11 protein-coding genes are annotated in these 15,522 nt (G+C 60.1%); 7 read left to right on the forward strand and 4 right to left on the reverse strand.

What is annotated here, in order from left to right:
- The first annotated feature begins 60 nt into the window (after window positions 1-60).
- Window positions 61-1,218 (forward strand): D-alanyl-D-alanine endopeptidase, encoded by a 1,158-nt coding sequence (gene pbpG / locus FH061_RS17730; RefSeq protein WP_151637166.1) that lies wholly within the window; start codon window positions 61-63, stop codon window positions 1,216-1,218.
- 291 nt (window positions 1,219-1,509) lie between these two features.
- Window positions 1,510-2,823: an ATP-binding response regulator gene (locus FH061_RS17735; protein WP_151637167.1), complete on the forward strand. Its 1,314-nt coding sequence runs from the start codon at window positions 1,510-1,512 to the stop codon at window positions 2,821-2,823.
- A 73-nt stretch (window positions 2,824-2,896) separates the two neighbouring features.
- Here FH061_RS17735 and FH061_RS17740 read toward each other — a convergent pair whose 3' ends face one another.
- On the reverse strand, window positions 2,897-3,145 hold the full coding sequence (locus FH061_RS17740) for a hypothetical protein (protein ID WP_151637168.1): 249 nt from the start codon (window positions 3,143-3,145) through the stop codon (window positions 2,897-2,899).
- Window positions 3,146-3,194: 49 nt separating this feature from the next.
- Here FH061_RS17740 and FH061_RS17745 point away from each other — a divergent pair, with 49 nt between their 5' ends.
- Entirely contained in the window at window positions 3,195-8,918 is a 5,724-nt protein-coding gene (locus tag FH061_RS17745) for a hybrid sensor histidine kinase/response regulator (protein WP_151637169.1), read from the forward strand.
- Between the two features lie 28 nt (window positions 8,919-8,946).
- On the forward strand, window positions 8,947-9,765 hold the full coding sequence (locus FH061_RS17750; RefSeq protein ID WP_151637170.1) for a CheR family methyltransferase: 819 nt from the start codon (window positions 8,947-8,949) through the stop codon (window positions 9,763-9,765).
- 49 nt (window positions 9,766-9,814) lie between these two features.
- Here the strand turns inward: FH061_RS17750 and FH061_RS17755 are convergent, their stop codons facing one another.
- Complete coding sequence (locus FH061_RS17755) at window positions 9,815-10,606, reverse strand: IclR family transcriptional regulator (RefSeq protein WP_151637171.1); 792 nt, start codon at window positions 10,604-10,606, stop codon at window positions 9,815-9,817.
- Window positions 10,607-10,809: 203 nt separating this feature from the next.
- Between FH061_RS17755 and FH061_RS17760 the strand changes: the two genes are divergently transcribed.
- The 3 genes from FH061_RS17760 (at window position 10,810) to FH061_RS17770 (ending at window position 13,130) form a co-directional block, all read left to right on the forward strand.
- Window positions 10,810-11,226 (forward strand): diacylglycerol kinase, encoded by a 417-nt coding sequence (locus FH061_RS17760; RefSeq protein WP_151637172.1) that lies wholly within the window; start codon window positions 10,810-10,812, stop codon window positions 11,224-11,226.
- Window positions 11,227-11,667: 441 nt separating this feature from the next.
- Window positions 11,668-12,090 (forward strand): DoxX family protein, encoded by a 423-nt coding sequence (locus tag FH061_RS17765; protein WP_151637173.1) that lies wholly within the window; start codon window positions 11,668-11,670, stop codon window positions 12,088-12,090.
- Between the two features lie 242 nt (window positions 12,091-12,332).
- Window positions 12,333-13,130 (forward strand): dienelactone hydrolase family protein, encoded by a 798-nt coding sequence (locus tag FH061_RS17770; RefSeq protein WP_151637174.1) that lies wholly within the window; start codon window positions 12,333-12,335, stop codon window positions 13,128-13,130.
- Window positions 13,131-13,482: 352 nt separating this feature from the next.
- On the opposite strand, the gene FH061_RS17775 is transcribed toward FH061_RS17770, so the two are convergent.
- Both FH061_RS17775 and FH061_RS30545 read right to left on the reverse strand, forming a co-directional pair.
- On the reverse strand, window positions 13,483-14,733 hold the full coding sequence (locus FH061_RS17775; protein WP_151637175.1) for a putative Na+/H+ antiporter: 1,251 nt from the start codon (window positions 14,731-14,733) through the stop codon (window positions 13,483-13,485).
- A gap of 600 nt (window positions 14,734-15,333) precedes the next feature.
- Window positions 15,334-15,486 carry a hypothetical protein gene (locus FH061_RS30545; RefSeq protein ID WP_192805120.1) on the reverse strand — a complete coding sequence of 51 codons (153 nt, stop codon included), beginning with the start codon at window positions 15,484-15,486 and terminating at the stop codon, window positions 15,334-15,336.
- Window positions 15,487-15,522 lie beyond the last annotated feature (36 nt).

Raw genomic sequence — 15,522 nt, forward strand, 5'->3', positions numbered from 1 at the left:
CACTATTTTTCTAGACTGCAAGATATAATTGCGGCTTGCAAGGATCAGGGAGGAGTGCAGATGTTCAAGTCCGCGCTTGGTATTTTCATTTCATTATTCGCTTTCACCGTCGCGGCACCCGCAGTTCATGCCCAGGGTTCGGCCGCCGCAAAATCCGGTAAGAATCAAGTTTCCAAGAAAGCCGCTGCAAAAAAAACGGTTTCCAAGACTGCCGCCGTCAGGGTCAAGAAAACCGCAGCCACCGAGCGCCGCTCGGGCAAGAAAACCGTCAAGATTGCCGCCCAGTCATCCGCGCGTTCCGCCGGCGCCAATAACTCCAGGACAAAGCCGGGCTCAAGCTATCAGCGTGTCGCGTTCAGTCCGTCGCCCCCGGCCGTGCCTGCTGCGCCTCCGGTAATGACGGCGGGCGACATGGCCGGACTGCACCTGACCCAGGATCCGCTGTCGCTCAAATCCAACGCGGCGGTTGTGATCGATCAGATGACCTCCCAGGTACTGTTTGAAAAGAACGCGTCCGTGCCGCTGCCCATCGCATCGCTGACAAAGCTGATGACGGCTATGATCGTCGTCGAGGCGCGGCAAAACATGGACGAGGTCCTGGAAGTCACGACCGACGATATCGACCGCGAAAAGAACAGTACGTCGCGCCTGCGGGTGGGTTCCCATATGAGCAGGGCCAACATGCTGCACATCGCCCTGATGAGCTCGGAAAACCGTGCCGCGTCCGCGCTCGGTCGCAACTATCCCGGCGGCTTGCCTGCTTTCGTGGCGGCCATGAATACGAAGGCGAAAGCCCTCGGCATGAACGATACCCGTTATGTCGATTCAACCGGCCTGTCCAGCCATAATGTCGCAAGCGCCCGTGACTTGGCTAAGCTGGTCGTTGCTGCCTATCAGTATCCGGTCATCCGGGATTACTCTACCAATGCCCGCTATGCGGTGGACACCGGCGCCGGTCATCAGCTTCAATACATCAATTCCAATCGTCTCGTTCTGAACCCCAGCTGGGAAATTGGTCTTCAAAAGACTGGCTATATTTCCGAGGCGGGACGTTGTCTCCTGATGCAGAGCCGCATCGACGGCAGGCCGGTCATCATGGTCTTCCTCGACTCCAAGGGCAAGGATTCACGCTTGGCCGATGCCGGCCGCGTGCGCAAGTGGCTGGAATCAAGCAAGCCACAGACGCTGGTTCAGGCGTCGGCCCGCCACGGGGGATGACAACACTTCCAATGATCAACAATTGATCTAGTGCAATAACGGCTGCCGATCCCGCGCAGCCGTTTTTATTTATCTATGTTACATTGGGGTTTCTTGGCGCCAGCATATTTCTCCAATGAAATCAATGCATTGGAGAAAATTCAATACATGCTCTGCCGCAAGAAGACGATTTCGGCAGTTTTGTTCAACCTAGACGAACGGGAGCGGGAGCCGCTGCAAAATGTTGGAAAAGTCCAATCGATGCGGAAGCGGCCCGAGCAACCTTCGTTTTTTGATGTGTCCTGATTACCGGTGTTTACTCCAAAGGTCTTACTAGTCAATGATGATCCCGCGAGCCTGCTGGCCTTGGCCAGCTTGCTGACGGACCGTGAGAATTACGAAGTCATCACGGCGCGTTCGGGCGAGGAAGCATTGCGCAAGGTATTGACCCATGACTTTGCCGTTATCCTGCTTGATGTCAGCATGCCCAGCATGGATGGCTTCGAGACCGCGGAAGCGATTCATTCCCATCCGCGTTCGGCCGCAGTGCCCATCATCTTCGTTACCGCCCATTACGCCGACGAGATGAACCGCCTCAAGGGTTACCAGCGTGGCGCGGTCGATTATCTGTTTACTCCCATCATTCCGCAGATCCTGCAATCCAAGGTCGCGGTTTTCGTCGAACTGGCCAAGAAGAACCTCCAGCTGCAGCATCAGAAGAAAGAGCTGGAAAAACTCAACGAAGACTTGCAGGAACAGCGCAAACAGGACTTGCAGCACATCAACGAGCGGCGCCAGGCGGAAGAGGCGCTGCGCCAGTCGCAGGAAGAACTGCGCCAGCTGGCAAGCTACCAGGAACGCATCAAGGAAGACGAGCGCAAGCGGATTGCACGCGAGATTCATGACGAACTCGGGCAAAATCTCCTCGCCCTGCGCATCGACATCGCCATGCTGCATGCCCGCACCGGCGCGACGCACCCGAAGCTGAACAAGAAGGTGCATGGCGTGCTTGACCATATCGACAGCACGATGAAGGCAATGCGGGCCATCATCAACAACCTCCGGCCGACGGTGCTCGACCTCGGCCTGAACGCCGCCATCGAATGGCAGGTCAAGGAGTTCCAGCGGCGCACCGGCATTACCTGCGAGCTGATCATGCCGCCAACGGAACTGGTCATGGATGACGGGCGTGCGACCGCGCTGTTTCGCATCGTTCAGGAATCGCTCAACAATGTATTCCGTCATGCGCGTGCAACCAAGGCCAACATCGAGTTGACCTTGACCGAGACCAGGCTGCTGATGAAGATTTCCGATAACGGAGTCGGCATCTTCCCGGGATGCAGGCGCAAGGCGAATTCCTTTGGTCTTGTCGGCATCAAGGAGCGTGTCAGCACGCTGGGCGGTGAATTCGAGATCCACACCGGGCAGGATATCGGGACCGCGCTGAGCGTATCCATACCATTGGATGATGCAATCGGAACGGAAAGCTCCGCTACCGAAAGCAAGCTCACACCCATGCTCTTCGACCGGCGCGCCAGCGATTCACTCGATTTGAAAATCGGCCGCAAGCGTTCTCCTGCCGCACGCCGCAAAAAAGAATCCAACAACACCAACGAAGTCACCTGAGCTTGAAGCGGCCCTGCCACTCAGGGCCTCTTGATATTTATCAAGAATCCTTCTCCTGGCATCCCAGCTCGACTTATCTCGAATTGCCCATTAGCATTCTTTCGCCCAAAATATGACATTCCTTTCTTTTTGGAAAGGATGCGGTTTCTGGGTGGTGCTGTTGTTTTTTCACACGCAAAACTGGCTTGAGCAGTCTCTCTATCAGGATGCTGAACTGCGGCCCGGCCCTTTCCCTGCCCAACTGGTACGGATCATAATGATTATCTGAATACCAAGGCCATTGAGGAAAAACCGCAGTTTTCTTCGCAGCTTTCTTTTTCATCGCAGCGTATCTGCGATAACAGATTTTGATCAGAAGTGGGAGATCGTTGATGGACACCAGGACCAAGTTGACCGATGAACTGGATGCCAAGCTGCTGCTGGGCGTCCTGACCGCGCTGAAAAAGGGGGACTTCTCCACGCGCATGCCGTCGGACTTGACCGGCTTGGCAGGCAAGGTGGCAGACACGCTGAACGACATCATGGAGACCAACGAGCAGCTGACCCGGGAGATTACCGAAGTCAGCCGCGTGGTCGGGCGTGAAGGGCGTCTGACGCAGCGTGCGTCGCTCCCCAGCGTTGCGGGCGGCTGGGCAACCATTGTCAAATCCGTCAACACCCTGATCGATGACCTTGTGCATCCGACGACAGAGATGGCGCGGGTCATCGGCGCGGTCGCGAAGGGCGATCTCTCCCAGACCATGGCGCTCGATGTCGATGGCCGGCCGCTGAAGGGACAGTTCCTGCGCGCCGCCTCCACGGCGAACACGATGGTGGACCAGCTGTCATCGTTTGCGTCGGAAGTAACGCGGGTGGCGCGTGAGGTGGGTACCGAGGGCAAGCTCGGCGGCCAGGCCAACGTGCCGGGTGTCGCGGGCACCTGGAAGGACTTGACCGACTCGGTCAACTCCATGGCGGGTAACCTGACGTCGCAGGTGCGTAACATCGCGGACGTGACCACGGCGGTGGCCAACGGCGACTTGTCCAAGAAAATCACCGTGGACGTGCGCGGCGAAATCCTGCAGCTGAAAGACACGATCAACACCATGGTGGACCAGCTGCGCTCCTTCGCTTCCGAAGTGACACGGGTGGCGCGTGAGGTGGGTACCGAGGGCAAGCTCGGCGGCCAGGCTTACGTGCCGGGCGTGGGCGGAACCTGGAAGGACTTGACCGACAACGTGAACTTCATGGCGTCGAACCTGACGGGCCAGGTGCGTAACATCGCGGAAGTGACGACGGCGGTGGCGAACGGCGACCTGTCGAAAAAGATTACCGTGGACGTCAAGGGCGAGATTCTCGAATTGAAAGACACCATCAACGTGATGGTGGACCAGCTGTCATCGTTTGCGTCCGAAGTGACGCGGGTGGCGCGCGAGGTCGGTACGGAGGGGAAGCTCGGCGGTCAGGCGAAGGTTCCGGGCGTCGCGGGTACCTGGAAAGACTTGACCGACTCGGTGAACTCGATGGCGGGTAATCTGACCGCACAGGTGCGTAACATCGCGGACGTAACGACAGCGGTAGCGAACGGCGACCTGTCGAAGAAAATCACCGTGGACGTCAAGGGCGAGATCCTGGAACTGAAGAACACCATCAACGTGATGGTGGACCAGTTGAATTCCTTCGCCTCCGAAGTAACGCGGGTGGCGCGTGAAGTGGGGACCGAAGGCAAGCTCGGCGGCCAGGCCAACGTGCCGGGTGTCGCGGGCACCTGGAAGGACTTGACCGACTCGGTCAACTCGATGGCGGGTAACCTGACGTCGCAGGTGCGTAACATTGCCGACGTGACCACGGCGGTGGCCAACGGCGACCTGTCCAAGAAAATCACCGTGGACGTGCGTGGTGAGATTTTCGAATTGAAAAACACCATCAATGTGATGGTGGACCAGTTGAACTCCTTCGCGTCGGAAGTGACGCGGGTGGCGCGGGAGGTTGGCACCGAAGGCAAGCTCGGCGGCCAGGCGCAGGTGAAGGGTGTGGGCGGTACGTGGAAGGACTTGACCGACAACGTCAACTTCATGGCGTCGAACCTGACCGGCCAGGTGCGTAACATTGCGGAAGTGACGACGGCGGTGGCGCGCGGCGACTTGTCCAAGAAGATCACCGTGGACGTCAAGGGGGAAATTCTCGAATTGAAGAACACCATCAACGTGATGGTGGACCAGCTGTCATCGTTTGCGTCGGAAGTGACGCGGGTGGCGCGTGAGGTGGGTACCGAAGGCAAGCTCGGCGGCCAGGCCAACGTGCCGGGCGTTGCCGGCACCTGGAAGGACCTGACCGACTCGGTGAACTCGATGGCGGGTAACCTGACGTCGCAGGTGCGTAACATCGCGGACGTGACCACGGCGGTGGCCAACGGCGACTTGTCCAAGAAAATCACGGTGGACGTGCGCGGCGAGATCCTGCAGCTGAAAGACACGATCAACACCATGGTGGACCAGCTGCGCTCCTTCGCGTCCGAAGTGACGCGGGTGGCGCGTGAGGTCGGCACCGAAGGCCGTCTCGGCGGCCAGGCGAACGTGCCCGGCGCGTCCGGCACCTGGAAGGACTTGACCGACAACGTGAACTTCATGGCGTCGAACCTGACGGGCCAGGTGCGTAACATCGCGGAAGTGACGACGGCGGTGGCGCGCGGCGACTTGTCCAAGAAGATCACCGTGGACGTCAAGGGGGAAATTCTCGAATTGAAGAACACCATCAACGTGATGGTGGACCAGCTGTCATCGTTTGCGTCGGAAGTAACGCGGGTGGCGCGTGAGGTGGGTACCGAAGGCAAGCTCGGCGGCCAGGCGCAGGTGGAAGGCGCGGCAGGTACCTGGAAGGACTTGACCGACAACGTCAACTTCATGGCGGCCAACCTGACCGCACAGGTGCGCGGTATCGCCGGCGTGGTGACCGCGGTGGCGAACGGCGACCTGAAGAAGAAGCTGACCGTGGCGGCGCGCGGTGAAATCGCAGCGCTGGCCAACACCATCAACGAGATGACCGATACGCTGGCGGTGTTCGCCGACCAGGCCACCACCGTGGCGCGCGAGGTCGGCGTGGAGGGTAAGCTGGGCGGGCAGGCAAGCGTGCCGGGTGCCGCAGGCACCTGGAAGGACCTGACCGAGAACGTCAACCAGCTCGCGGCCAACCTCACCACGCAGGTGCGCGCGATTGCGGAAGTGGCCACCGCGGTGACCCGCGGCGACTTGTCGCGTTCGATCCAGGTGGAGGCGCGCGGCGAGGTGGCGGACCTCAAGGACAACATCAACGAGATGATCCGCAACCTGAAGGAAACGACGCAGAAGAATGCGCAGCAGGACTGGCTGAAGACCAACCTGGCGCGCTTCACCCGCCTGCTGCAGGGCCAGCGCGACCTGGCCGCGGTGACCACGCTGATCCTGTCCGAACTCGCTCCTCTGGTCAGCGCGCATCATGGGGTGTTCTACATGATGGATTCGCAGGACCAGGATGCGCGCTTGCGCATGATCGCTAGCTACGGCTATCGTTCCAGCCGCAAGCTGCCGACTTCCTTCCTGCCGGGCGAAGGCCTGGTCGGACAGTGCGCGATTGAGAAACAGCGCATCTGGCTGACCAATGTGCCGCGCGACTACATCCAGGTCTCGTCCGGCCTGGGCGCCGCGCCGCCGACCAATATCGTGGTGCTGCCCATCCTGTTCGAACAGCAGGTCAAGGCGGTCATCGAGATTGCTTCGCTCGACCGCTTCACCGAAACCCACCTGTGGTTCCTTGACCAGTTGATGGAATCGATCGGCGTGGTGTTGAACACCATCGAGGCGAACAGCCGTACCGAATCGCTGCTGACCCAGTCGCAGTCGCTGGCGCAGGAACTGCAGCAGACCAACCTGGAACTGGCGGAAAAGGCGCGCCTGCTGTCGGAGCAGAACATCGAGGTGGAACGCAAGAACCGCGAAGTGGAACAGGCCAAGCTGGCGCTCGAGGAAAAGGCGACCCAGCTTGCATTGTCTTCCAAGTACAAATCCGAGTTCCTCGCCAACATGTCGCACGAACTGCGCACGCCGCTGAACAGCCTGCTGATTCTGGCGCAGCAGCTTTCCGACAACCCCGAAGGCAATCTCAGCGCGCGCCAGGTGGAATTTGCCAAAACCATCTATGGTTCCGGCAGCGACCTGCTGACGCTGATCAACGATATCCTGGACCTGTCGAAGATCGAGTCGGGCACGGTCACGCTCGAACTCAGCGAGTATCGTTTCCGCACGCTGTCCGGCTACGTGGAGCGCACCTTCCGCCACATGGCGGAAGCCAAGCAGCTCAGCTTCTCGGTCGACCTTGCGGACGACCTGCCGGTGGCGATGATGACCGACACCACCCGACTGCAGCAGATCCTGAAAAACCTGCTTTCCAATGCCTTCAAGTTCACCTCTCATGGCCAGGTGGCCTTGCGCATCGGCCGTGTGCTGTCGGGCTGGACGCCGGACCATCCCAACCTGAACCAGGCCGATGCGGTGCTGGCCTTCTCGGTCACCGATACGGGCGTGGGCATTGCCTCGGACAAGCTGCAGCTGATCTTCGAAGCTTTCCAGCAGGCCGACGGCAGTACCGCGCGCCGCTACGGCGGCACCGGTCTCGGCCTGTCGATCAGCCGGGAACTCGCCCGCCTGCTTGGCGGTGAAATCCGGGTGGAAAGCGTGGTCGGCGTCGGCAGCACCTTTACCCTGTTCCTGCCTTACAACCGTTCGGGCTTCATCAGCCAGGAAACGCTGCAATCCACATCCTCAATGGAGATGCTGCGCACCAATACCGTTTACCTGAACTCCGATGTCAGCGACGTCGAGGAGCTGCATCCATCACAGCTCAACGTCGATCTGCCGGCATTGCCCTATGAAAGCACTTCCGATGACCGCGCGCTGATTGCGCCCGGCGATCCTTCCGTGCTGATCGTGGAAGACGATGCCCGCTTTGCCGGCATCCTGCTCGACTTCGCCCGTGAAAAGAACTTCAAGGGCATCGTCACGCACCAGGGCGATTCCGCGCTGACGCTGGCGCGCGATTACCTGCCGGCGGCGATCCTGCTCGACATCGACCTGCCGGATATCGACGGCTTCACGGTGCTCGACCGCCTCAAGCGCGATCCGAGCACGCGCCATATCCCGGTGCACGTGATGACCAACCTGAAGGAGCGCGAACGGGTACTGCGCCAGGGCGCCATCTCGTATCTGCACAAGCCGGTGAGCCGCGAGCGGCTGCAGGATGAGTTCACGCGAATCCAGCAGTTCCTCATCCGCGGCAAGCGCAGCCTGCTGGTGGTCGAGGATGACCCCTTGCAGCGCAGCATGATCGTCGACCTGGTCGGCGCCAATGATGTCCAGATCGTCGCGGTCAGCTCCGGCAAGGAGGCGCTGGAAGCACTGCATGCGAACCAGTTCGACTGCATGGTGCTCGACCTGTCGCTGCCGGATATCAACGGCGTGGAATTGCTGGACCGTATCGGTGACGATGCCAGCCTGCGCAACCTGCCGGTGGTGATCTATACCGCCAAGGAGCTGAGCCGCAAGGAAGTCACGCACCTCAAGCGTATTGCCAAGACCATCGTCGTCAAGGACGCGCGCTCGCCGGAGCGGCTGCTCGATGAAACCGCGCTTTTCCTGCATCGTTCGCCGACCAGCCTGCCGGAAACCCAGCGCCGGATGCTGGAAGATATCCAACAGGCTGACGGCGGTCTGATTGGACGCAAGGTACTCATCGTCGATGACGACCTGCGCAACATCTTTGCGCTGAGCTCCGTGCTGGAGCGGCAGCAGATGCAAGTGCTGTTTGCGGAAAACGGCAAGGATGGCATCGAGGTTCTCGAAAAGGATCCGACCATCGAGATCGTGCTGATGGACATCATGATGCCGGAGATGGACGGCTACGACACCATGCGCGCCATCCGCGCCATTCCGCGCTTCAAGTCGCTGCCGATCATCACGCTGACGGCGAAGGCGATGAAGGGCGACCGCGACAAATGCCTGGCGGCTGGTGCGTCGGATTACATCACCAAGCCGGTGGATGTGGCGCAGCTGCTGTCCCTGATGCGCGTCTGGCTGCACCAGTAGAGCGACGGGATAACACTTGGAGCCATCCATGCCAACCGTCGAGGCGCTTGAAATCGACCTTCTTCTTGAAGGCGTTTTCCGGCACTTCGGCCATGATTTCCGGGGCTACCAGCGTGATGCGGTGAGCCGCAAGCTGCTCGGCCTCATGCAGGAACTCAAACTGCGCACCGTCTCCGCATTGCAGGAACGGGTGCTGCATGACCCGGCCACCGGGGCGGACCTGCTGCGCGCACTCAGCCTGCGCCCCGGCGCGCTGTTCGATGATTCGGCTTACTTCCAGCTGCTGAGGAAGACCATGGTGCCATGGCTGCGTTCCTTCCCGTCCCCGCGCATCTGGCTCGCCGAATGCGCGAGCGCGGAAGATGTCTACGGCATGGCGATCCTGCTCGCGGAGGAGGAATTGCTGGACCGCACGCAGATCTTCGCGACCGCGGAGAACGACGCGTTGCTGGCCGAGGCCAGCGAGGGCGGGTTTGCGGGCGAGCATTTTGCAGGCTACGAACGCAACTATCGGGAAAGCGGAGGGCGCGCCGACCTGCGTGCGTATTGCGCAAGGCAGGGGGAGCGGGCCGTGTTCAGCGAGCACCTGCGCAGCAACATCGTCTGGGCGCAATACAGCCTGGCCACCGATGCCTCGTTCAATGAGTTCCAGATGATCATCTGCCGCCGTGCGATGCCCGACTTCGGGGCCTACCTGAAGCGGCGCACGCTGCAATTGTTCTACGAAAGCATGCCGGTGTTTGGCATTCTCAGCGTAGACAAGGGCGATGGGCTCGATACGGCCCCGTTCGTGTCGCGTTACAAGCCCATATCAAGCGATCTCGGGCTCTACCGGCGCGTGGCATGACAGCCGGCCTGAAAGCGGAATGCGTCCGCTTTCAGGCCGCTGTACTTTTTCAGGCCGCTGCGCCCTGAGGCACAAAACCAAGCACCGAGGAAATCTCGCCGGCCGTGCTGACCAGGTCGTCCACCCATTCATCCTGCAGGCGGTCCGCTGGCGCGGAAATCGACAGGCCGGCAATCAGCTTGCCGGAATCGTCATAGATGCCTGCGGCCATGCAGCGCACGCCGAGTTCCAGTTCTTCGTTGTCGCGTGCATAGCCGCGCGCGCGTACCAGGCTGAGCTCCCGCTCCAGCTTGGTCAGATCGGTAATGGAATTCTTGTTGTGGCCCGCCAGTCCGGTGCGGGTAGCATAGGCACGCACCTGTTTCGGGTCATCGGCGGAGAGGAACAGCTTGCCGGTGGATGTCAGGTGCAGCGGCGCGCGGCCGCCGATGGCACGCACCACCTGCATGCCGGAACGCTCGGAGAAGGAGCGGTCGATATAAACGATTTCGTCGCCTTGCCGCACTGACAGGTTGATCGTTTGCTGGGTGCGACGATGCAGCGCGCGCATGTATTCCAGCGAAGCCTCGCGCACATTGAGACGGCTCTTGACGATGTTGCCCAGTTCCAGCAGGCGCATGCCAAGGCGGTAAGATCCGGCTTCGGCACGGTCGACGAAACGCTTGACGACGAGGTCGTTCAGAATGCGGTGGGCGGTCGAGGGATGCAGGCCCGTCATGGTCGACAGTTCCTTCAGGCTCACGGGATCGGGATATTGGGCGAGCGCATCCAGCAGTGAAATCATGCGTTCGATTACCTGGATCGAAGTCTGACTGTTTTCAGTTGCCTGTTCAGTTTTCATAATGTGGTTGGTGCGTTGCAATAATCATGTTATATCACATCGTGAAAAAATCAAAAAGGCTCTTTCCGACATTTGCGCCATGCTCCTAGCGACATATCAAGCCCTCGCCATGTCGACTGCCATTCGATTTGCGTGTAGGCTTCGAAACGCCGCCGGATCGATGCAGACCGGCAAGCACATACCGTCGGAATCAGGATGCAAGAATGGCAATAACCGAAAAAGAATCACAGATCAGCGAGTTCAAGAGCAAGAGCGGCCTTAAGCGCATCCTGTCCGCCTGCTCGTATTCCATCCAAGGGTTTCAGGCGGCCTGGCGCAACGAGCACGCCTTTCGTCAGGAACTGTGCATCGTCGTTCCGGCAATGGTCGTTGCGCTGCTCCTGCCTCTGCCTGCGCTGCACCGGCTTGCCCTTGTCGCCGTCCTGATGCTTTTGCTGATCGTGGAATTGCTCAACTCCGCGCTGGAAACCGTTGTCGACAGAATTTCCCTGGAACGGCATCCGCTGTCGAAGGTCGCCAAGGACATCGGAAGCGCGGCGGTCTTCCTGGCGCTCATGCTGGCGGGCATTACCTGGATCGTCATCCTTCTGCCTCTGGTAAAAGCCTGGTTCACGGCGTAGATGCAGTGGGGAGGTCGCTCCCGGACCGCTGTGCGAAGGACTCCCGGATTTCATAAAACCAAGCACGTGGAATCGCTGGTGATAGATATTTGCCTCCACCATCGGGCTGCCTGCATTACGACGCGGACCTCTAGCTGCCGCATTACGGGCGCATCCCAGACTGCCTTGATACCGAATACATTCGATCCGTTCCCGAAGGCCGGTGATCGCCGGGCACGGCATGAGGCTTGGAGTTGCATCAAGCCGTTGATTGCACGTCAACAAGCATTCAGAGTTATCATGCGCGCAGTACCCGCCATCGACTGCCGCGGACCTTCGAGATGTTCATGCACTGCTTTGCGCACTTGCCGGCATCGACATGCACAAAGGCAAGAACGCAGCGGCCACCACCGCATGCACACATCTTTCCGCCAATAACAACATGAATTGAAAGGAGTTGCCATGCATCGCCATCAAACAGGAAGCGTATCCGAGGATTTCGGGAAACTCATTCTGCGGGTCTCGCTCGCACTCCTTATTCTTTTGCACGGCGTCGCCAAGATCATGAACGGTGTGGGCGGCATCGAAGGCATGGTGGCCAAGATCGGCTTGCCACCCGCATTCGCCTACCTGGTCTACGTCGGCGAAGTGATTGCCCCGCTGCTCGTGCTGGTGGGACTCATGACGAGGCCGGCCGCCCTGGTCATTGCTATCAACATGGTATTTGCCGTCGTTCTGGCGCACATGCAGGACCTGTTCAGCATGACCAAGACCGGCGGCTGGGCTCTGGAACTCCAAGGCATGTATCTGGCTGCCGCGCTTGCGGTCGCGTTTCTCGGCGCGGGGCGCTACAGTATCGGTGGACAGAGCGGCCGCTGGAACTGATCTCGACGACCGCATCGACCGCATTCGTCGTGACCGTGGCGGTGTCCTGGCCAAGGCGGAAGGCGCCAGTGCGCAGCGCCTGTGGCCAGGCAGATGCGACCATGCACCCGCCTTTGTGCTGTAAGAACACTGCGGTAATTCCATCCATGGCGCACGGTTGCCTGCCGCAATGACCGGCAACCGTGGCGCCATTCTCATTCAGGCTGCCGCGCAGGACCGTTGCGGCGAATTCGAGGAATGACATGACTGATCCTACCAATACGGCATTTGCCGCAGCAACTCCTCCAGTGCAGGATACGCTGATCACCACCGATACTGCCGGCCTGCAGGCTGCAGACATCCAGATTCCGGCGGGCGACCGCGCCATTCCCGGGTATTGGGCCGCACCGGCCGGTACCGGTCCCTATCCCGTCGTACTGGTGGTGCAGGAAATCTTCGGCGTGCATGAACACATCAAGGATGTGGTCCGCCGGTTTGCCAAGCTGGGCTATCTCGCGATCGCGCCGGACCTGTATGTGAGGCAGGGCGACGTGTCCGGGCTCGAAAGCATCGACGAGATCCGCAAGATCGTCTCCACAGTACCTGACCGGCAAGTCATGTCCGACCTGGATGCCAGCCTCGCGTGGGCCGGGCAGCACGGCGGCGACCTGGACCGCGTTGGCGTGACGGGCTTCTGCTGGGGAGGGCGCATCACCTGGCTGTATGCGGCCCACCAGACGAGGCTGAAGGCGGGGGTCGCCTGGTACGGCAAGCTGGTCGGAGAGGCAGGCTCTCTCATGCCGCAGCATCCGGTGCAGCTTGCCGCGCAATTGAAGGCGCCGGTGCTGGGCCTTTACGGCGGACAGGACCAAGGTATTCCGCTGGAGACCGTCGAGCAGATGCGCATGGCGTTGGCGCAGGCCGTCAGCCCGTCGGCAATCCACGTATATCCCGATGCGCCGCATGCGTTCTATGCCGATTACCGTCCCTCGTACCGGAAAGGCGCGGCGCAGGATGCCTGGCAGCGGATGCTGGACTGGTTCAGACAGCACGGCGTCTGAGGCATCAGTCGACACCGGGAGCGCGCCACCCAGGCCGTGAGTTTGCTGCGCTCGTGCTCCGCGCCCATGGTTTTCGCGTACTGCTTGTGCACGTGCGGTACTTGTCCCGACTTTGGGCTTCTCGCGACGCACTCAAAGACAGCCTGATAACGTAAGTCGAAAATCTGTTGAAGGCGGAACTGACGACTGATGTGGCGAAAGGGTGTCGGCACAACGAGACAAGCATAACGAGATAAGTACAGAGAGATAAGCGTAGCGAGGCCAAGGCCTCGCTACGCAATGTCAGCGCGATGTCAGGCAATATCGGCGCGCTTCTCGTTCGGATCGGACCTGCAGGTGTTGACACGCGCCACTACATCAGCAGAAAGAGTGCCGCGACCGCCGTTGGCAACGTCGCCCCGGCCAGCAGGCCGCCGATGCCGATCGAGCCGTCATTGAAGCCTTCGCGCAGCAGAGCCACGCCAGCAGGGTTCGGTGCATTGGCAATCACGGTAAGGCCGCCGCCGGCCACGGCGCCCGCCACCAGCATGTATTTCCCCTGATCCGAAATGCCTTGAATCAGCGAGCCGAGGTAGGTCAATGCCGCATTGTCGGTGATCGCGGTCAAGCCCAGCGCGCCGAAGAACAAGGCGGTCGGCTCCAGGCTGGAAACGATAGGCTGCAGCCACCATTGCTGCATTCCTCCCAGCACTACCAGTCCGGCGAGGAAAAAGCCGACCAGCAAGCCTTCCTTGAGGATCAGCGGGCTCTGGTAATGCGAATACGCAGTGGTGTACCCGAGGAAGAACAGAAACAGGCCCATGAAGATGACCGGATGGTGCGCGAAGATCACTACTCCCGCAAGAAACAGGAGATGAATCAGGCTGACCGATAATGGGACGCTGACTTGATCCGGTGTCGAGGACGCCCCATCCCTTTCCCTCAGATGCGTGCGCAGCATCCATGTGATGGCGCTGGCATTGATCAGCACGGCCAGCGCCGACTTCCATCCGAAATTTTTCAGCATGAACATCGTGTCCCACTGCCAGGTACTGGCCACCATCAGCACAGGAGGTGCGGCGAAGGTGGTCAGCGTGCCGCCGATCGAGACATTGACGAACAGCACTCCAAGCGCGCCGTACTTGAGCCATTCGGGAATGCCGGGCCGGAACACCAGCGGCGCCAGCATCAACGCGGCAAGGGTCATGGCCGCAGGCTCGGTAATGAGGGAACCGATGAGCGGCACAAGGGCAAGGCAAAGCCAGACTTGCGCAATGACGGTGGTGACCGGCGCGATCCGCGCTATCGAGGCGATCAGCAGTTTCACCGCCTCCAGCACCGGCCGGGAAGCGGCTACGACCATGATCACGAAGACGAACAAGGGTTCGGTGTAATGGCGGGACTCGACATAGGCAATCGCCTCCTTGCCTCCGCCCAGCGCCACCATGCAGATGATCAGTACGGCTGCCCACAGTCCGAAAACGATTTCAATCTCGCCGAGCAGATGAAAGAGCCCGGCATGCCTGGTGCTCCGGTCAGCAATCCGTTCGAACGATTTCGCGGCAAAGGTATGTGCAAGCGCCAGCGCAAAGATGACTGCCGCAATGATATTGATATTTTCCATTCGTGACCTTGTTTTAGGAATAGGGGGATGGATAAAACGGAAATGACGCTGGAAATCAGGAAATTCCTGTGGCCAGATGCATCGCTTCCTCAAGCCAATCGGCGGAGCGGCCAGGGCGCCGAAGCGACTGGCGGCGCCGGCTGACTGCCTGGACCAAAGGAGGTGCGCGGGATGGGCGGCATGCCCGGCTTGTAGGAAGAGCCAGCGTATGGATGAGCCACGTCGGATACGTGGCGCCAACGATAGGGATTGGTGCGGGTGCGTGCATGGGTCGTGAAAAAGCCGCGTGGCGGCCCGACCATCGCATTAACCTGCCACACCGGAGATGATGTGAGCACCCGGGGCAAGTATAACGCATTGGTCCCTCTTCTGACATTGCCGCCCGGTTCCGTGTGAAGCCCACGCGGTTTCCATCGGAGCTCGTCAATCTCCGTTCAGATGGCCGCACGGAGTCTCCGTTCATGGCTTTGCACGCTGGTGCGCTTCCGTTCAGGTATCGCCGAGAACGGGCTGTTTTTTAATCCGCGTACGGGCACAGTCGCAACGTCGTGCTAAAAAAACGGGAAAGCGATGCGCTGCTAGACTTGTCCTTTGAGGAAGTCAGCCGGCCTCGATACGCCAGCGCATCCCGGCCCGCCGCGCGTGGCGCAACGCATTACCACGGGCGGCGAGCTTCCGGTGAGACCAGATGGTCTTGCGCTCGTAAATACCGGAAAGCGTGCTTTCAATATTGGCGGATAAACGCCTTTTCATCGTCAGGTTTCAATTCATCAACGGATAGGACAGCAC

Origin of the sequence: Noviherbaspirillum aerium (assembly GCF_008929045.1) — a bacterium.
Classification (GTDB): Bacteria; Pseudomonadota; Gammaproteobacteria; order Burkholderiales; family Burkholderiaceae_D; genus Noviherbaspirillum; species Noviherbaspirillum aerium.

What these genes read in the sequence shown, in the direction of transcription:
- pbpG (WP_151637166.1), top strand. Translation starts at nt 61, where the DNA reads ATGTTCAAGTCCGCGCTTGGTATTTTCATTTCATTATTCGCTTTCACC.
- FH061_RS17740 (WP_151637168.1), bottom strand. Translation starts at nt 3,145, where the DNA reads ATGAAAAAGAAAGCTGCGAAGAAAACTGCGGTTTTTCCTCAATGGCCT.
- FH061_RS17745 (WP_151637169.1), top strand. Translation starts at nt 3,195, where the DNA reads ATGGACACCAGGACCAAGTTGACCGATGAACTGGATGCCAAGCTGCTG.
- FH061_RS17750 (WP_151637170.1), top strand. Translation starts at nt 8,947, where the DNA reads ATGCCAACCGTCGAGGCGCTTGAAATCGACCTTCTTCTTGAAGGCGTT.
- FH061_RS17755 (WP_151637171.1), bottom strand. Translation starts at nt 10,606, where the DNA reads ATGAAAACTGAACAGGCAACTGAAAACAGTCAGACTTCGATCCAGGTA.
- FH061_RS17760 (WP_151637172.1), top strand. Translation starts at nt 10,810, where the DNA reads ATGGCAATAACCGAAAAAGAATCACAGATCAGCGAGTTCAAGAGCAAG.
- FH061_RS17765 (WP_151637173.1), top strand. Translation starts at nt 11,668, where the DNA reads ATGCATCGCCATCAAACAGGAAGCGTATCCGAGGATTTCGGGAAACTC.
- FH061_RS17770 (WP_151637174.1), top strand. Translation starts at nt 12,333, where the DNA reads ATGACTGATCCTACCAATACGGCATTTGCCGCAGCAACTCCTCCAGTG.
- FH061_RS17775 (WP_151637175.1), bottom strand. Translation starts at nt 14,733, where the DNA reads ATGGAAAATATCAATATCATTGCGGCAGTCATCTTTGCGCTGGCGCTT.
- FH061_RS30545 (WP_192805120.1), bottom strand. Translation starts at nt 15,486, where the DNA reads ATGAAAAGGCGTTTATCCGCCAATATTGAAAGCACGCTTTCCGGTATT.